This is a genomic window from Methylobacter marinus A45, from assembly GCF_000383855.1.
GTDB lineage: Bacteria > Pseudomonadota > Gammaproteobacteria > Methylococcales > Methylomonadaceae > Methylobacter > Methylobacter marinus.
Window position 1 is genome coordinate 4,963,058 of record NZ_KB912877.1, and the last position, 18,033, is coordinate 4,981,090.

General features: G+C 53.8%; 18 protein-coding genes. 11 read left to right on the top strand and 7 right to left on the bottom strand.

The window, feature by feature from the left end; translation table 11 throughout:
* Window positions 1–548 precede the first annotated feature (548 nt).
* Window positions 549–1,451, top strand: a complete 903-nt coding sequence (locus METMA_RS0123430) for a TIGR01777 family oxidoreductase (protein WP_020161563.1) — start codon at window positions 549–551, stop codon at window positions 1,449–1,451.
* Between the two features lie 18 nt (window positions 1,452–1,469).
* On the opposite strand, the gene METMA_RS0123435 is transcribed toward METMA_RS0123430, so the two are convergent.
* Entirely contained in the window at window positions 1,470–1,910 is a 441-nt protein-coding gene (locus METMA_RS0123435) for a DUF1499 domain-containing protein (protein ID WP_156830612.1), read from the bottom strand.
* Between the two features lie 146 nt (window positions 1,911–2,056).
* Between METMA_RS0123435 and METMA_RS0123440 the strand changes: the two genes are divergently transcribed.
* The 9 genes from METMA_RS0123440 (at window position 2,057) to METMA_RS26055 (ending at window position 9,949) form a co-directional block, all read left to right on the top strand.
* Entirely contained in the window at window positions 2,057–2,404 is a 348-nt protein-coding gene (locus METMA_RS0123440) for a phenylpyruvate tautomerase MIF-related protein (RefSeq protein ID WP_020161565.1), read from the top strand.
* A gap of 81 nt (window positions 2,405–2,485) precedes the next feature.
* A complete protein-coding gene (locus METMA_RS0123445) occupies window positions 2,486–3,490 on the top strand; it encodes a class 1 fructose-bisphosphatase (protein WP_020161566.1) in 1,005 nt (334 codons plus the stop codon).
* A gap of 154 nt (window positions 3,491–3,644) precedes the next feature.
* Window positions 3,645–4,091: an excalibur calcium-binding domain-containing protein gene (locus METMA_RS25540; protein WP_020161567.1), complete on the top strand. Its 447-nt coding sequence runs from the start codon at window positions 3,645–3,647 to the stop codon at window positions 4,089–4,091.
* 98 nt (window positions 4,092–4,189) lie between these two features.
* Window positions 4,190–5,125 carry a YbgA family protein gene (locus tag METMA_RS0123455; protein ID WP_027147568.1) on the top strand — a complete coding sequence of 312 codons (936 nt, stop codon included), beginning with the start codon at window positions 4,190–4,192 and terminating at the stop codon, window positions 5,123–5,125.
* A 2-nt stretch (window positions 5,126–5,127) separates the two neighbouring features.
* Complete coding sequence (locus METMA_RS0123460) at window positions 5,128–5,970, top strand: SDR family oxidoreductase (protein WP_020161569.1); 843 nt, start codon at window positions 5,128–5,130, stop codon at window positions 5,968–5,970.
* A gap of 291 nt (window positions 5,971–6,261) precedes the next feature.
* On the top strand, window positions 6,262–6,981 hold the full coding sequence (locus tag METMA_RS0123465) for an FHA domain-containing protein (RefSeq protein ID WP_198014608.1): 720 nt from the start codon (window positions 6,262–6,264) through the stop codon (window positions 6,979–6,981).
* Window positions 6,982–7,035: 54 nt separating this feature from the next.
* Window positions 7,036–8,625, top strand: a complete 1,590-nt coding sequence (locus tag METMA_RS26050; protein ID WP_020161571.1) for a serine/threonine-protein kinase — start codon at window positions 7,036–7,038, stop codon at window positions 8,623–8,625.
* Window positions 8,626–8,664: 39 nt separating this feature from the next.
* Window positions 8,665–9,450: a PP2C family protein-serine/threonine phosphatase gene (locus METMA_RS25555; protein WP_020161572.1), complete on the top strand. Its 786-nt coding sequence runs from the start codon at window positions 8,665–8,667 to the stop codon at window positions 9,448–9,450.
* Window positions 9,451–9,538: 88 nt separating this feature from the next.
* A complete protein-coding gene (locus METMA_RS26055; RefSeq protein WP_198014610.1) occupies window positions 9,539–9,949 on the top strand; it encodes a glutaredoxin family protein in 411 nt (136 codons plus the stop codon).
* 83 nt (window positions 9,950–10,032) lie between these two features.
* Here METMA_RS26055 and METMA_RS28115 read toward each other — a convergent pair whose 3' ends face one another.
* From METMA_RS28115 to METMA_RS0123505, 6 genes are all read right to left on the bottom strand, one after another.
* Window positions 10,033–10,158, bottom strand: coding sequence for a hypothetical protein (locus tag METMA_RS28115; RefSeq protein ID WP_255360584.1), 126 nt, complete (start codon window positions 10,156–10,158; stop codon window positions 10,033–10,035).
* 155 nt (window positions 10,159–10,313) lie between these two features.
* Window positions 10,314–12,275, bottom strand: a complete 1,962-nt coding sequence (locus METMA_RS0123485) for an alpha-amylase family glycosyl hydrolase (RefSeq protein ID WP_020161574.1) — start codon at window positions 12,273–12,275, stop codon at window positions 10,314–10,316.
* A 19-nt stretch (window positions 12,276–12,294) separates the two neighbouring features.
* Window positions 12,295–13,182, bottom strand: a complete 888-nt coding sequence (locus tag METMA_RS0123490) for a PfkB family carbohydrate kinase (protein ID WP_020161575.1) — start codon at window positions 13,180–13,182, stop codon at window positions 12,295–12,297.
* The gene (locus METMA_RS0123495) at window positions 13,175–14,023 is read right to left on the bottom strand and encodes an HAD-IIB family hydrolase (protein ID WP_020161576.1); all 849 of its coding nucleotides are present in this window, start codon (window positions 14,021–14,023) and stop codon (window positions 13,175–13,177) included. The genes METMA_RS0123490 and METMA_RS0123495 overlap by 8 nt, the downstream gene beginning before the upstream one ends.
* Window positions 14,016–16,160 carry an HAD family hydrolase gene (locus METMA_RS0123500; protein WP_020161577.1) on the bottom strand — a complete coding sequence of 715 codons (2,145 nt, stop codon included), beginning with the start codon at window positions 16,158–16,160 and terminating at the stop codon, window positions 14,016–14,018. The genes METMA_RS0123495 and METMA_RS0123500 overlap by 8 nt, the downstream gene beginning before the upstream one ends.
* 148 nt (window positions 16,161–16,308) lie before the next feature.
* Window positions 16,309–17,178 carry a phosphate-starvation-inducible PsiE family protein gene (locus METMA_RS0123505; RefSeq protein ID WP_020161578.1) on the bottom strand — a complete coding sequence of 290 codons (870 nt, stop codon included), beginning with the start codon at window positions 17,176–17,178 and terminating at the stop codon, window positions 16,309–16,311.
* A 456-nt stretch (window positions 17,179–17,634) separates the two neighbouring features.
* On the opposite strand from METMA_RS0123505, the gene METMA_RS27645 reads away from it, so the two are divergent.
* A partial coding sequence (locus tag METMA_RS27645) for a hypothetical protein (RefSeq protein WP_027147569.1) occupies window positions 17,635–18,033 on the top strand: 399 nt, incomplete at its 3' end.

An 18,033-nucleotide genomic window follows, 5' to 3' on the forward strand; every position in this document is an offset into this window, starting at 1 on the left:
GAGTAAAAAAATACCCTCCTTAAAGGAAACCAAGGAGGGTTTATCGAGGAGGATTGTTTAAGGAACGTGAATTTTATAACTCCCGCAACTGACTTGTCTTTCTGTCCCTCTTCGGCGTTGCGCAAACAGTTACATAGCTTGCTATGCGCCTGTTTGCGCGCCTTGAATATGAACAGAAATCCTGCCTCAATTGCGGGTCTTATTTCATTCCCGTTCCTAAAGTTCTTTAAATCCAAGAACATAATAAACAAGACGAACCAATCAATCGGGCGTTTGACGTGCCCTGAAAATTCGACCCTTGTTCACAACAAAAAATCCTCACTCGGCCCCAATCCTGAATAAAAAATGAGCCTCATAAAGTCGAAACTTAATAAATTACCGACCTGCCCAACTTTTTGTCAATCCATATATGAACAATAGGTGAACAATATTATTACACCGACAGGCAGTGTATTTAAGAGATTAAACAAGCAATTTATCCGATTTTATTGACTCTATTAACAAAAGCCATACCCGTTTAAAACAGAAAAGACTATGAGGACAGGACCATGAACGTATTGATCACAGGCGGAACCGGCTTTATCGGCCGCGCATTGGCGCAACATTTGACCCGGCAGGGGCATGCCGTCACCGTTTTAAGCCGCAATCCCGACAAAGTGGCCGCGATCTGCGGCCCCGGCGTAGCGGCGCTGGGCGATCTGAAGCAGCTTAAAGCCGAAGACGCCTATCAGGTCATCATCAATCTGGCCGGCGAACCCATCTTTGACGCGCGCTGGACCGAGGCCAGAAAGAAGCTGATCAGGGACAGCCGCATCAATCTGACCGGACAGCTTATTGACGGCATTGAACGCATGGCGGTCAAGCCGGATGTGCTGATCAGCGGTTCGGCTATCGGCTATTATGGCGATCAGGGCGATACCGTGCTGACCGAACAATCGGCGCCGAACCCGGATTTCTCGCACCGGCTTTGCGCCGACTGGGAACAGGAGGCGCAAAAAGCCGAACAGCTCGGCGTCAGGGTCTGCCTGATCAGGACCGGCCTGGTTATCGCGGCAGGCGGCGGCCTGCTGAAACGCCTGTTGCTGCCGTTCCGCCTGGGATTGGGCGGCCGCCTGGGCAGCGGCCGGCAATGGATGTCCTGGATACACCGCGAGGACTGGATTGCGATAGCCCAGGCCATGATCACCGACACCTCCATGCAAGGCGCCTATAACGCAACCGCCCCCCATCCGGTCAGCAATCTCGAGTTTACGCAAACCCTGGCGCGCTGCCTGAACCGCCCCGCCCTGCTTCCGGTTCCGGCCGGGCTGTTAAAAGTCTTGTTGGGGGAAATGTCGGAACTGGTACTGGGCAGTCAACGCGTCATGCCGGAACGCCTGCTGGCGCAAGGTTTCGGGTTTCAATACCCTGACCTGGCGTCGGCATTACGTCAGGCACTGGGCCGGACATAAACTTACCAGCTCGACGACTCACTCAATAACGCCAACTTCCCGCAAGGCATGCCGCAGCTTCTCTACCCGCTTGCGGTTGACGCCCAGATCGCTGTAGCCGATGCGCGAGGCGGAACGGACATGAATCAGCCCGGCCTCGGCATCGAGCAGGACATCGATATCATCGACAAAACGGAAAACCAGGCTGGTCGCCTGCGCGTGCAGGGTATGCTCGGTTTCATCGGTAATAACCGTGCGGCTCTGGCTGGTAAGCGCCTGTTTCAATGCCGCCCAGGCATTGTCCGCTTTACCGTCGATTTTAAACGGTTCGATAAAATGCGCCTCATCCGCGGCCTGGCTTGACACGCAGTTTGGGCTGTTCGGACAAGGGGCCAATTTTTTCCCGGAGGCGCCGGCATGGCTGGCTGTAAGTAAAGTCATCGTGATAAAACCCGCATGAAAAAGTGATTTGATGGTCATCGGTTTACCTAAGTATGTATGAAACAGAGCATCGCATTTATCGGACATAAAAACCAGACGGATTGGCGAATCATATTCACTAACCGGCTTTTTAAGATAAACTTTAGTCCAGAATTTATAACGCAAACACTTTCGGAGCCAGAGCCATGCCCTTGCTGAAATTAAACACCAACAAAACCATCCCTGATCAACAAGCGCCGCAATTGCTGGATCAATTATCAAAACTGATGGCGCAACAGACCGGCAAACCGGAGCGCTATGTCATGGTGCAAATAGAAGGCGGCAAGGCCATGCTTTTCGCGGGCAGCGATCAGACACTGGCGTATGCCGAGTGTAAAAGCATCGGCCTGACGTCGGCGCAGGCCAAGGCCATCTCGTCATCGCTCTGCCAGTTATTGAACGATGCCTTACAGATCCCGGCCGACCGTGTTTACATCGAATTCAGCAATTGTCCGGCCGAATACTGGGGCTGGAATGGCTCGACTTTCGGCTAGTCAACCGGCTGAACACATCATATTACAGTGCCGAGCTACCGGCCAAGCTGTAAACACAACGCTTAAAACGGAGATATAACCATGGCTAATCGTATCACTCTGACCCAGTTCATCATCGAACAGCAGCGCGAGTTGCCGGGCGTATCGGGCACCTTCACTTTATTGCTCAACGATATCGTAACCGCCTGCAAGAAGATATCGCATCTGGTCAACCGGGGCGACCTGATCGGCGTGCTGGGCAGCGCCGAATCCGAGAATGTGCAGGGCGAGGTTCAGAAGAAACTGGACATCATCACCAACGACATCATGATCAACGCCCTGAACTGGACCGGGCACCTGTCTGGCATGGCATCGGAAGAGGTCGACGATATCATCAAAATCCCGGGCCAGTATCCCAAAGGCAAATACCTGGCCCTGTTCGATCCGCTGGACGGCTCTTCCAACATTGACGTCAACCTGACCGTCGGCACCATTTTCTCGATACTGCGCTGCCGGGAAGGCGTCGATCCGACCCTGGAGGATTTTCTGCAAAAAGGCAGCGACCAGGTTTGCGCCGGCTTCGTGCTCTACGGTCCGTCGACGATGATGGTGCTGACCACCGGGCACGGCGTCAACGGCTTCACCCTCGACCAGGACATCGGCGAATTCATCCTGACCCACCCGAACATGACCATTCCGAACGAGACCTGCGAATTTGCCATCAACATGTCGAACCAGCGTTACTGGGAAGCGCCTGTGCAGCGTTATATCGATGAATGCCTGCAAGGCGAGGAAGGCCCGCGCGGTAAAAATTTCAACATGCGTTGGGTCGCATCCCTGGTTGCCGAGGTCTACCGGATTCTGACCCGCGGCGGCGTATTCCTGTATCCATTCGATTTACGCGATCCCGCCAAACCGGCCAAATTGCGCCTGATGTACGAGGCCAATCCGGTCGGTTTTATCATCGAACAAGCCGGCGGCGCCTGCTCGACCGGACGCGAGCGCATACTCGACCTCAAACCGACGGGACTGCATCAGCGCGTGCCCGTGGTTTTAGGATCGAAAAGCGAGGTTGAGCGGATTGTGGAATACCACAAGGCGGATTGACCGGTCAGCGAGGCTCAAAATACGGCCGGCCTGTTCCAACCGGCCCCGTATTGCCCATGCAAAGCGTTTTTGAATCCAGCGCATTCACAGCCATTAATCATTTTAAAACCATGCCGAGGGCGGCTCTTGCTCATCGACTGATTACAATAAAAAAATGAAATTATTACTGACACTCCTCTTATCGATATTCACTCTGAACGTTCACGCCGCTTATAAATGCGTCGTCAACGGCAAAACGATCTATTCAACCTCGAAATGCGCCCAGGACGCAGAACAGTTTTCAATAGACAAGGACTCGGACTGGACCATGAAATTAAAGGCCAGAACCGCGCCCCGGGAAGATGCGAGCCTTAATGCCATCAGATCCCTGCCTTTGCCTGACGAAACCGCTGGCGAAACGTCATCTCAAATAGCCGCTGCGGACCGTCATGCCGATACCGGCGCATCATCGAAAAACTCCGGATTCACCTGCGACGGCCGGAACCGTTGCCCGCAAATGACTTCTTGCGAAGAAGCAACTTTCTTTTTGCAAAATTGCCCAAATCAGGAAACGGACGGCGACCATGACGGCGTCCCGTGCGAAGATCAATGGTGTCAATGACAATCGGAGACCTAAGCCGGATTGGCTAGGCCGGCCTGCCGAAATCCCTTGCCGATTTACACCGCTCCCCCGTCCAGGCTATTTGAATGATAAATGTCATGAAAAAAATTCCCATCGGTATCAGCAGTTGTTTACTCGGTCACAACGTCCGTTATGACGGCAGTCATAAACGGGATGCCTATATCACCGGCACGCTCAGCGAATATTTCGACTTCCGGCCGTTCTGCCCGGAAGTCGAGATCGGCCTCGGCACGCCGCGCCCGACGATTCACCTGGTCAGGGTCAATGGCGAGATACGCTGCATCGGTATTAAAAACCCCGAAATCGACGTGACGGAGCGATTGCGCGACCATGCCGGGCAATTGGCCGCGCAGCATGCCGATTTATGCGGCTATATTCTGAAAAAGGATTCGCCAAGCTGCGGCATGGAGCGGGTCAAGGTGTATGCCGACAATATCCCCAGACGGGACGGCGTCGGCATTTATGCCGAAACCATGATGCGCAATAATCCGCTGCTGCCGGTGGAAGAAGAAGGCCGGTTGGGCGACGCCGGCCTGCGCGAGAATTTCATCCAGCGCATCTATGTGCTGTACCGCTGGAAACTGATGCTGGCGGAAGGGTTGACGGCACGCAGCCTGACCCGTTTTCATGCCCGGCATAAGCTGATCATCATGAGCCACGGCGATTACCGCGAACTGGGCCAGTTGCTCGCCGGCGCCGCCCAGGACAATATCGAACAGGTTGCCGACCGGTATATTCTGCTGTTGATGACGACGCTCCGGAAAGTCGCCAGCCGCAGCAACCATGTCAATGTCCTCCAGCATATCCAGGGCTATCTGAAAAAAGAGCTGAGCGCCGACGACAAAGCCGAGCTTTGCGAAATCATCGAACGATACCGCCAGGGCGAACTGCCGCTGATTGTGCCGTTGACGTTGCTGAAGCACCACTTCCGTAAAACGCCCGATCCCTATATCGATGAATCCTATTACCTGTCGCCCTACCCTCAGGAATTGCGGCTGATCAATCAGCTATAGCCATGGCCAAGTTACTGATTGTCGGCTGCGGCGATTTGGGTATGCGCCTGGCTCATGTGCTGTCCGATCAAGGCCATCAGGTGACCGGCCTCAAACGCCGCCCGCCATCCCATGACCACCGAATCCGTTTTGCAGCTGCCGACATCGCGACCGGCGCCGGGCTCGATGCGCTGGATGCGGATTTCGACCAGGCGTTTTTCATCGTCACGCCGGATGGCCGCACTGAGTCGGACTATCGCGCCGTATACGAGACCGGCCTGAACCGCCTGCTGACGAGGCTGCCCCGGTGCCCCTGGTTTTTTGTCTCGTCCACCGGCGTCTACGCGCAGACCGGGGGCGAATGGGTCGATGAAGACTCGCCGGCCGAACCGAGGGCGATCACGAGCCGGCTGATCCGGGGGGCCGAACAACGGCTGATCGCATCAAGCCCCGATTCGGTCATCGTACGCTTTTCCGGCATTTACGGTCCGGGCCGCGAATCGCTGCTGAGAAAAGCCGCGCAATCCCCCGTCATTCAAAAAGAGCCGCCCTATTTCACCAACCGCATCCATCAGCAGGATTGCGTGGACGTGTTGGCTTTTCTTCTGAATCAACGACTGGCGGGCCGCAGACTGGAACCCTGTTATCTGGCCAGCGACGATGATCCCGCGCCGCTATGGGAAGTCGTCTCATGGCTGGCGGAACGCCTGCATTGCGCGCCGCCTGTCGCCGGGGCGACAGGCGGCGATGCGGTCATGAACAAACAGTGCCGTAACCGGCGCCTGAAAGAGCTGGGCTACCAGTTCCGCTATCCCGGCTATAAAGAAGGCTATGCGGAGTTGATCGATGCGCGCGGGACCGGCTGACCGGCTCTTTTCTCGAATTTGCCGTCTTCAGTAACCTGACTATTTCACCACAAAGGACACGAACGACCGCATTCGCGGGGTCGTCTTTGGTTTCATGAAATATCCGGGGCAACATCAGTAAATATGTTGGCCTGTTTGTTCACATTCGCGACCTCCTGTCACAGAAATTGCGAATGCCCGACAAGTCCCGTCTGCTTCATTTTTTACCTGAACGGGCTGTTTTTATTCCCGGTCTGGAGGCGGACAAAGGTCAAAACATCATTTTTATCCTATACTTTTAAGTTCCTATTTTTGTGCAAGACAAATTCCTCCGCCATGGGCTACCTGAATATTTATTTTAACGACGAACTCAAATCCAAACATCAAGTGAGCGCCCTCATCACTCGTATCGGCCGTCATCAGGACAATGACGTGGTCATCGATAACGCCGGCGTCTCAGGCAATCATGCCGAGATCATCAAGAACGGCGATCAATACACCATTCATGACCTCGACAGCAAAAATGGCGTTTATGTCAACGGCGAGCGAATCTCGAAGAAAGAATTGAAGTTCGGCGATGAAATCATTATTTTCAAGCACAGGCTGCGCTTCATAGGGGTGGATTTGCCGGTCGCCGTCGTAACGCCGGATTCGACAGCCAGCATCGAAAAAAGCAATCAGTCGGCTACGGTGGAAGTCGATGTTTCCAAACTGGAAACCCTGCTCAAGGAGAAGGAGGCTAATAACGCTTGCCTTGAAGTTTCAAGCGGCGCCATGGCCGGCCGGACATTCAGATTATCAAAACCCCGCTTCAGCGTCGGCAAATCTCCGGATTGCGACCTCCAGACCGGCGGCTGGTTTGCGCCTCAAATCGCCGCCAAAATCGTTCGTCAAAGCGACGGTTATTATCTGGTTCCGGAAAAACGTGGCAAAACCCGCCATAACGGCACCCCGATCAAAGGCAGGGTAAAACTCAAGCCCGGCGACTCCATCGAAATCCGCGGCATAAAGCTTCACTTCACCAATAAATGATGAGTCGCCAATCAAGGGCGTTAACTCCTTTTATGCAACAGTGAAAACCCGACATTGACTATCCAGGTTCCCGGTTACACGATCCAGACGCTGTTAGGCGAAGGCGGCATGGCTTCTGTTTTTTTAGCGACGCAGAAATCCCTTGACCGTCCCGTCGCGTTAAAAATTCTGAAAAAATTCGATACTGCCGCGCAGATCAAGCGGTTTTTCAATGAAGGCCGGATCATCGCCTCATTGAATCACCACAACATTATTACCATTCATGACCTGGGCGAGGTCAATGGCCAATGCTTTCTGGCCATGGAATATATCGATGGCGGGGATCTCAAACAGCGCATCGCTGCCGGTTTGCCGCCGGATGAAGCGATACGGCTGATCAAACTGATTGCGCATTGTCTCGATGTTGTACACCAGAAAGGCATCATCCACCGGGACATCAAGCCTGAAAACATCCTGTTCAGAAAAAACGGCACGCCGGTCCTGACGGATTTCGGCGTGGCCAAACAGCTACAGGCCGATGCCTCACTGACGATGGACGGCTCGGCTATCGGCAGCCCTTATTATCTGAGTCCGGAACAAGCCGGGCAGAAGCCCCTCGATTCGAGAACGGATATTTATAGCCTCGGCATTATTTTTTACGAAATGCTGACCGGCCAGAAACCGTTTCTGGGCGACTCCCCCATTGAAATCATCATCGCGCATTTGACGACCGAGGCCCCGCCCCTGCCTAAAAACCTGGCAAAATACCAGCCGTTATTGGACTTGATGATTGCCCGGGATGCCAATGACCGGTTTGGCTCCGCCGCCGAGCTGGTCAGTTTTCTTGAACAACGCCGGAACCCTGCCTCCCCTCAAGCGCTGACCCGAAAGCTCGGCAACCTCATTGCCGCCGCTGAGAAAAAAGCCAAGGCACAGGTTGACAGCCCGCTGTCCGCAACCTTATCAAGCAAACGCCTGTACAAGGCCCTATGGCCAGGCCTGACAGGCGTTGTCCTGTTATCGGCCGCGCTCTATTTTTATGCTTATCCTGATACCAGGCCGGCCTCGCCAGAGCTCGCTTTAGCCGATACCGCCCCGGATGAAAGCGCCACACCCGAGACGGCTCCCGTTTTGTTGGACGAAAGCAGGATTCAACAGCTGCTGGCGCAAGCGGAAATGCTGCTGGGCACGCCGGATTTGTCCCTGCCAACGCTGAAACAGGCATACGACGTATACAATCAGGTAGTTGATCTGGACCCTGATAACACTATCGCAAACCAGGGAAAACAACGCGCCGCTTCCTTGTTCGCGGCTATGCAAGGGAAGATAGAGAGTTATCTCTCCGAAGCGCAAAAGGCGCTGCGCACTTTCAGGCTGACTTCACCTTCAAGACATAACGCCATGTTCTATTTTCATGAAGCCCTGCTTTTGGACCCCAACAATTCCGAAGCACAGCAGGGCCGCTTTAAAGTCGCGAATGCCTATGCGGATCTGGCTGAGTCCAATCTGAACCGTTTTGATTACAGTTCGGCCAGAACAAATATTAATAAAGGTCTGGCTATTAATCCGACGTCATCCCGATTATTAGCGCTCAGAAAAAAAACCAATGCCTTCAAGGACGCCCCCGGGCGCCTGTTCGGAAAAATCAAATCCATCTTTGATTAAAGAACGGATGACAACTTTACAATTAAGGAGACGTCACTGATGTCCTGGAAATTCGGACAAGCAATCAACATAGGTAAGCGAAGCGAGCAACAGGATCGCATAGGCCTATTCCATGCCAAAAACGGCAAAAGGCATCTGCTGGTTGTCGCTGACGGCATGGGCGGAATTGCCAATGGCGATCAGGCCGCGCAAATTGTCGTGGACACCGCTGAACAGGCGTTCAAAAACAACAAAATCCGCGACCCCGAACGGTTTCTCGAGGACATCTGCAGTCACTCCCATGACCGGATTAACCAGCTTGGGACGGATGCTTCTTCAGCACCCGGCACCACCTGTGTCCTGCTATATATCGACAAGCTTCGGGCCTATTGGTCCCATGTCGGCGACTCGCGCCTGTATCATTACCGGCAAGGCCGGTTGATCCATCAGACGCTGGATCATTCAGTGCGGCAATTGATGATCGATCAGGACGCCATAAAGGAAAATAGCCTGGAAGCCAGATCTTTACAAAATCAGCTCTATAAACGCCTGGGCGGCATTAAAAAACAGGCCCCCGATATTCATGCCGACACCCTGGAACCTGGCGACATGTTTCTGCTCTGCAGCGATGGCCTCTGGCCCGCCATTGCAAAAGATCAGATCCCGGCCATTCTTCAGGCGCATCCAGTGGATCAGGACGGCCCTGAGCAACTCGTGAACATGGCTTTGCAGCATGGAGGGCGGCATTGCGACAATATCAGCGTTGCATTGGCTCAATGGGAAAAAACGCCGACCAAGCCAAGTAATTTAATCCTAAAAATACTCAGCTTTTTTAACAAGGATTAACCTGAGCGGTTATCCGTCAGCCCGTTTCCATTCATTTGACTAATAATTTATGCAAAGCAAGAGCCCTTTTTTTAAGCAACCGCTGTTATTGATTTTGATTTTTCTTGCAAACACCAGTTCCGCTCAAGTTTATAAATGGACGGATGCTTCGGGAAAAACGCATTTCAGTGACGCCCCGAGCAGAAGTCACGATGTTGAGGAAGTGTCGATCACTGTCAAACGCGCCGGATCTATCACTCCATCAGCCCATGAACCCGCCGCCGATGAAACAACCGAGGACGTCATCATGTATGCCACGAGCTGGTGCCCTTACTGCAAAAAAGCGCGTAATTATTTTCGAGACAATGGCATCGCCTTTACGGAATACGATATTGAAAAAGACCAACGCGCCAAGCAGATGTATGATCGGCTTGGCGGTCACGGAGTCCCGGTTATTCTGGTCGGCAACAAGCGCATGGACGGATTCAATGTCGCGGATTTCGAACGCATGTATCACTAGCAGGAGCATGGGAACGAGGAGAGAGTAGCGCTTGCCCTGGTTCCCACGGTCCTGAGACTGTGAAAGTATTCAATTTAAAGGATTTAACCACGAAGGACACGAAGAGCACGAAGTTTTAAGCTATTGATTAACTTAATTTTTTCTTCGTGTCCTTCGTGATCTTCGTGGTGAATAAGGCTTTTTATGACGTTTTTCACTAATTCTTTCACAGCCTCTCCTCCGTGGGAACCCATACGGAGACTGAGCTGGGTACAACTCTATATTAATATGGAACACCTGCCTGCATAGACCGAGTCCCTGGCTCCCATGCCCCTCCATGGGAACCGATACCGATTCGCCTCCGCCTTATCTTATTGCCGATCCCTCAATATTCATTCAACCAGTAAAACTGGAACGGCTGCAGAATCAGCTTGTCATCCTCTATGGTCGGCCGTTTGCCCGAGTATAAATCGGTCAACTGGCCGGACGAGCCGAAGCCCGTGTGAGCCAGGGTTTGCAGATCAAGAAACTGCGGTTCGGTGCTGAAATTGCTCAGTACCAGGATGCGTTCCGACGGGCGGTGGTGGTCGAAACGAATGAAACCGAACAGGTGTTCGTTGTCCGTATCGACCAGATAGCGATTGTTGAAATCGGCAAAGGCGGCGGTTTCCTTGCGTATCGAGATCATTTTCTTTAACGCCGTGAACAGCGTGTACTCTATAGTGCCCTGCTTCTTGCGCAGCTCCGCGCGCTCCCAGTCGATTTTGGGCCGGTGTATCCAGCGGCTGTCGCCTGATTTCTCGGGGTCATTGAGATAACTGTAATCATTGAATGTCGCGATCTCATCGCCATAATACAGCAGCGGAATGCCGCCGAAGGACAGGATCAGGTTATGCAGCAGCAGGATTTTATCGATCGCGGCCGCGATTTCCTGTTCATTGCCGGTCCGGGTTGCTTTTTCAAGTCCAGCCAGCGAAGCCAGTGAGCCTGAAATGCGCGCATCGCCGGTTTTGCCATTGCGCATGAACGGAGCGCCGCTGGCGAAAGAGCTTGGATAATTGCCGGTATAAAATTCGATTAAAAACCGCCGATGCGCGAAAGGCTCATAGCCGGCTGCGACAATATCCGCATCATCAAATCCCAAGCCGATATCGTCATGGCAGCGCACATAGTTCAACCAGGTTGCGCGCTCGAGCTTGTCTGGCAGACTTTTCAGGCCCTGATGCAGCAATTTGACGTTCTGGGTGGCGACCGCATCCCATAGCAGCGCCATCAATGTGGCGTTATAGGCGATCTCGCATTCCTTGGCGATGATGGCGTCTTCGCCGAAATACTTGATGATTTCCACCGGCGCGACGATGGCTTCTGCGATAAACAGCGTGCCCGGCGCCGCGACCTGACAGCAGTCCTTCATCAATTGCAGCAGCAGATGGGCTTCGCGTTCATTCTGGCAAGTGGTGCCCATTTTCTTCCACAAAAAGGCCACCGCATCAAGCCGTATGACATCGGCGCCCTGGTTGATCCAGAATAAAATGACATCAAGCATCTCGATAAAGACGGCAGGATTGCTGTAGTTCAGATCCCATTGGTAATCGTGAAAGACCGTCATGACCCATTTTTGCATGGCCTCGTTCCAGGTGAAATTGCCCGGACTGGATTCCGGAAAAACCTCCGGCATGCTCTGCTCGAACATGTCGGGAATTTCGCGGTTGTCAAAAATGTAGTAGTAATCCTGATATTTTTTGTCGCCGGCCATGGCCTTCTGCGCCCATTCGTGTTCTTCGGAAGTGTGGTTAAGGACCACGTCCAGCACCAGCAGAATGTCACGCTTGCTGAATTCGTCGGCGATCAGCTGCAGATCGGACAGCGAGCCGACCCGATCGTCGATTTCACGGAAATTGCTGACCGCATAGCCGCCGTCGCTTTTACCGACCGGACACTTCAGGATCGGCATGATATGCACGAGATTGACGCCCAGCTCCTGAAAATAAGCCGTCTTCTCGGCCAGATTGTGTAAATTGCCGGCGAAGCCGGCGCTGTAAAGCGCCATGCCGACCCATTGCTGGCTTAAAAACCAGTTGTGATCCTTTTCCCGGGCAAGGTCAAGCTCCTTCAGCTTTCTTGAACGATTCATGTATTTCTTCACCAACGTCTCAACCAGGCGCGTCATCTGGTATTTAAAATCATCCCGCTGGCCGTAGAGAAGCTCGAAAAGAATATGGATGGCGTAGAAATTGGCACCTAGGCGCGTATAAAAATGCTGCAGTTCCTGTCGTCGCTCGTGAATATTCGGCTCCAGTTCGCTAAGAATTTCATTCAGTAATGAATGGGAAATCTGTTCGTACATGCTTCTCTCTTTAAATGAATTAGGTTAACGCCCAGGCATCGATAAATGGCTGGTAGAAATTATTATCCTGAACCGTAGCGCCGCGCCGGCCGACCAATGCCGAAGCAAAACTCTGCGCACGTTCCATCGTCAGCCGCAAGTTCCAGCCCCGGTTAATCCCGAGCAGCAAAACCGCCGCAAAGGCATCGCCGGCACCGACCGTATCGACGACCTGTAAGGCCGGCGACGGCGCCACATCGACCTGGTTTCCCGCCGCATCAATCGCCAGCGCCCCCTGCTCCCCGCAAGTCACGATCAGCCCCTCCAGGCCATGAGCCGACTGAAACGCGCGCATATCGATTTTAATATCGCCCGAAACCGCTTGCAGCGCCGCCAGTTCGTGATGATTGAGCTTGACCCAGTCGGCATCGTCAAGCAGCCGCAGCACCTCGGCCTTGTCCCACCACGGCGCGCGCAGATTGACATCCAGAAATACCTTGCCGCGATGCCTGGCTTTCAAGACCGCCAGCGCCTGTCTGGAGACTTCGTGCCGTACCGCCAGCGTGCCGTGGTATAGCAGGCCGCCAAAGTGTTCGGTATCGAGCTCATCGGCGGCAATGAAGTCATAGGCTTGGGCCGGCAGGATCGCATAACGGGGTTCACCGTCGTCAATCATGACCTGCACCGACCCGGTAGGGTGCTCGCTGTCGCGTTGCAGGCCCGACAAATCCATGCCCCAGGCCTGCATGGCCGTTGCGATCGCATCGCCCAGCGGATCCTTGCCGACCCGGCTGATAAAATGCGGCGCCTGGGCAAAAGCCTGCAGATGCCAGGCGACGTTGAACGGTGCACCGCCCAGTACACAGCTGCCGTCGGGAAAATGGTCGAACAGCACTTCGCCGAACAGGTTAATAGGTTTGTTAGTCATCAGTTTTCATCCATTGTTCCGTATGCGGCAAATAATGCGCGACACCTTCTAAAATACCGGCGCCGTAATTGCCGTTCATGCCCATAAAACCGCCTTTGGCCAGATAAAGCGCGCTGTCTGTCGAGTGTTGCCTGGCCAGTTCCCGCGCTTGCTTGCGCACTTCGTCGCTGGCGTTGGCCACCAGCACCGAGCGGATGGGGCTGGTCAACACCGGCAGGTCGTTGCCGCTGTCGCCGGCGAAGACGGTATTTTCGATACCGAATCCCAGTTCCCGCATCAGAAATTCGATGGCATGGAATTTGGTGGCGCTGGCCGGCAACACATCCAGCAATCCGATGTTCGCGGCCTCGTCGACGCTGTAAATCAGATCGGCCCTAATGGCCTGTTGCGCCAGCAGGTCGCGCATGGCCGCCAGTAACCGGGGTAAATCGATCTCGATCGGCACATAGTAACTGAGCTTGAAGCGGTTTTGCTTGGCGCTTTCCTGCAATGTCAGGCCGGCCAAAGGCTCAAACAACCGTTGCATATCGTCGTGCTCCCGGCCGGCCCAATCGGGCGCGATGGCTTCCGCCCACTGCGGCCATTCGCGCCAGCCATCTGCGGTTATCGCATAAATGCTGGTGCCGACATCGCCGATGACGAAATCGGGCCGCGGCAGCCGGTAGTCGGCCATCGCCTGCTCGACCAGGGCCTTGTGCCGGCCCGAGACATAGGCCAGCACGACTTCCGCGCGCTCAGCCAGGACCTTGAACAGCGCTCTGGCCGAGGCCGACTCCGGCGCGCTGCCATTCGGCAGCAGGGTGCGGTCCAGATCGGTACAGATTAACAGTCGTTCAGTCATTATTGTTGAAGAAGTCATAGTGTTCTATCGCTTCGATAATGCCCAAGGCATGAGGTTGTTGTGCAAAATAGATCCGTTCCAGTTCATCGAGCTGCGACAGTTCCTCGCGATGCCGGTTGGCCACGACCACGGCCAGCGTGTTGCCGCGCATCATGTCCTCGTCGGCGCCTGAGCCGCCGGCGACCAGTATCTTGCCCAGCGGAATATTCCATTGCTGGGCGAAATAGCGCAAAGCCAGGCCCTTGGAAGCGCGCACCGGCACGATATCGAAATATTGTCCGAAAGACAGCTGGGCGTTGACGACTTGTTCCTCATGACGCAGCCGTGCATTGATCTCATCCGGGGGCGGCGCGATGTCGGAATTGTATTGGAATGAAATCTTGTAGCGGCTTTGTTCGCTCTTCGGCTGCAGGGTCAGCCCGGGTATTTCGCCCACAATCCTGCGAATGGCGCCCGGATTCCAGTAATGATCGATATGCCGGGCCCAGGCCGTGTCGGCGGTGATATGCGGCGTGTAATAAATCTCCGTGCCGAGACTGGTAATCAATACGTCCGGCGTCGGAATACGGTGTTTCTTCAGCACCGCCAGGGCCGAATCGAGCCGGCGCCCGGTCGCAATGCCGAAAAAGAAGTGCCGGCGCTTGTCGCGGATATAGCGGGCGAACTCCTGCAAGCCTTCCGGATTTCCGAGCAGGCTCTGGTCGATATCACTGAAGATGGCCCGGTCCTGGTAACGCAGGGAAATACGCGGCCGGGAGATTTTGGGCAGCGGCATCTGCTGGCCGAGCAACGGCTTGATGGCATTCAGGTAATTTTCGGCATGGGCCTGCCAGGAATAATATTGGCGCACATTGGCCAGGCCGTTTTCGGAAAAGGTCTGCCACTGCTGCCGATCGCTGATGATCGTCATCAGCGCTTCGGCCAGCGCCTGCTTATCGAGCGGATCGATGAGCAGGCCATTATGGCAATTGCCGATAATATCGACCGGGCCGCCGTTTTCAGTCGCGACTAACGGCAGGCCGCAGGCGGCCGCTTCCAGCAGGGTCAGGCCGAACGGCTCGGTCAATGCCGGGTTGACGAATACGCCTTTTGATGAAGCCGCCAGACGGTAGATAGCCGGCACTTCTTCCTGGCTGTGATGTTTGGGGATGGCGATACGCCCATAGAGATCGTAATAATCGATCAGGAGTAAAATGTCCGTCAACACGGACTGGGCGCCCTCGTCCATTTCACGGATATCATCACGGTTCCCGGCCACAATGACCAGATTGGCCAGTTGCTGCAAGTCCGGGCATTCGCCGTACGCTTCGATCAGTGTGGTGATGTTTTTGCGCACGTCGGGGCGCGAGAGCGCCAGGATCATGGGATTTTCGGGTTTGTTTAAAAAGCGCGCCAGACTGTCGTTAAACGCCGTGTTTTCCTCCGAGCCGTTCGGCGGATGAAACTGGTCCAGATCGGTGCCGGGCGGAATGACCACCATGCGCTCAGGGTGGTAATAATCGTAAAGCTCGTATTGTTCGGCGATTTCGTTGTGCGTGCTGGTAATGACCAGCTCCGCATTGGCCAGAATATCTTCCTCGGCATTGATCCGGCGGGACAGATGGTAACGCTGCTCGATCATGTCGCCGTGCAACCCCATGGCCAGCAGCCTGCCGCGCTTGTCGCGCCCCAGCGAATGGCCGGTATGAATCAACGGGATACCGGTCAGGTGGGCAATGCGTATGGCCACATAGCCGGCATCGGCGTAATGGCTGTGCAGCACATCGGGCATGCGCGGCTGTTGATGCAGCCATTGCAGCAGATTGTCGGCGAAGATATCCAGATAATCCCAGAGTTCCTCTTTTCGGAAATATCCGTCCGGACCGGCGGCAATCCGGATGATATTAGCCTTGCCCTGAAGCGTCTCAGACGGTTCGCCGTAATCGGCGCTGAGATTGGGATCGATAATTTGCCGGGTTACCAGATCGACACGCTCGACATCTTCCCGAAGCGCCAGAGCACGGGCCAGGTCGACGACATATTTGGTTTGTCCGCCAGTGTCGGCATCGCGGCCGAGTTCTAGATCATGACCTCGAATCAGGCCGTGAACACTGATCAAAAGTAGATAAAGAGGATCTGTTTTGCCTGTCATAACCATTCCGTTCAGCTAAAGGTTGATAGGTTTTTCGCATTCCTTTTTCATCTTACCTGTTTTTGGCATGGAAATTGAATTTTTTGCCGTTGCTAAAACGACCGAGCATGCCTTGATTTCGTCCGGAAGCACTGATTTTCCCTTGCCTCCGAGTCTATTCCTTTTTTTGAATCAGCCAGTAAGTGACGCCCAATGCAACGACAACCAGGGCCGACGCGCTGACATACTCGCTGGACAGGTGTTTATAATCGAAAACAATGACTTTTCGCGAAATCGCCATCAAAGCGGTTGCCACCACCAGCTTGACGGGAATCACATCGCTGCGGATATACAAGGTAATATTCAGAAAAATTTCAATGGCGATCAACACGGCCAGGAAGGCGCCGAAAGTATCCAGGATGTCATCGATGGTCATCAGCAAAAAAGGCGGCGATATCATTTTCTCGTAAATTACATAAATGACATCGACAATACCGAGCAGAATCACAAAAACCATCAATAACGCCAGAAACTTGACCCCTGAGCGAATCGTGCGGTGCAATAATTGAATGACCGGATCCTCATGATCCATGGGCAATTCTTCGTGCTTTACCTCACTCACATGCCGGATCAGTTTGCCGCGCAAAAGATGGATTAACGGGCTGATAATGCCCTTGTTTAAAGCGATGCCCTCCGGGGTAAAATCCTTGTCGAGAATGTGGCTGAAGCCCTTGATACTGGTCAAATCGAAGTCGTCCAGCTTTTCGAACCCCATGCTCCAGTAAGGAAACTCCCGTTCATCAATGGTTCTTTTTTCCAGCAGGGTAACGTCTTTATGGCGTTTATCATTCCGGATTTTTTCAAAAACATCGTTGACAGTTTCATCCTCGCCTTCCAGGATCTGAAAAAAAGTCCTGCGTAAATAAATAAGGACACCGGTGATATCCCGGGCACTGTTATTGGTACGACAGGTTTTCAAAAGCCCTAACAGGTCTTCGGCACTCCAGTCCTTTAACGCTGTGCTTGCATAAATCAATCTGATCATATTTACCTTCCTCATAGCGCTAGGAGACTGTCGGATTATGATTCATCAGGATTAGTAAGACATTGAAATAATTTGAAAAATATTTTCCTAACAAAAAGCTGTTAAAAAATTTATTTTTCAAAATCAATGTCTTACGTTTTTTTTGCTTTTTAAATCCGACAGGTTCCTAGACTTTAATTATCGTACAAGATTCCTGGAGCTAGAGGGTCATATTCAAGCAGTCCCGCATTTTTCTGTTTTCACAGCAGAATAGACAACCGATAGTTGGCTGCGTCATGCTTGTTGAATCATTTGCGATAGAAGCATTTAGACAATTACCCTTTTTAAATTGCCGAATTTGAGCTAGACTAAAAAACGCTATCGACCCGAACCTTATGGACAACACGTGATGGACAACACCTCTCGGACCTCCCCAAACGCCCCGCTCAATAAGCTCTTATTCCCGACCGCTCCCGCATGCTGACGATCCAACCCCATCAGCTCAGCCTGCTCGACCAGCACCAGGAACAGCGATTCCGCGCCACCCTGTGCCGGCATATCCAGCAGACCTATCCGGCCTATGCCCGGCTGTCGCCAATCACGCTGACCCGCCTGATCGGCTTCGGCCTGGCGCGGGCGCGCTGTTACGGCTTCACCTGGCAAGCCAGCCTGGGGGCGTTCGTCTACCTGATGGCGGCCGTCGCGCCGGACTTTGATCGGCACCCGGCCATCCATGCGCTGCTGGTCAATACCGCGCTGCCGGTCGAAGGCCGTCTCGCGGCCCTGACCGAGCGGCTGCCCCCGGGCGTTTGGACGGAAGCTGGCCGCGCAGCTGGCACGATAGGCTGGTTTCTCAGCCAGGACAGCTTCGGGCTG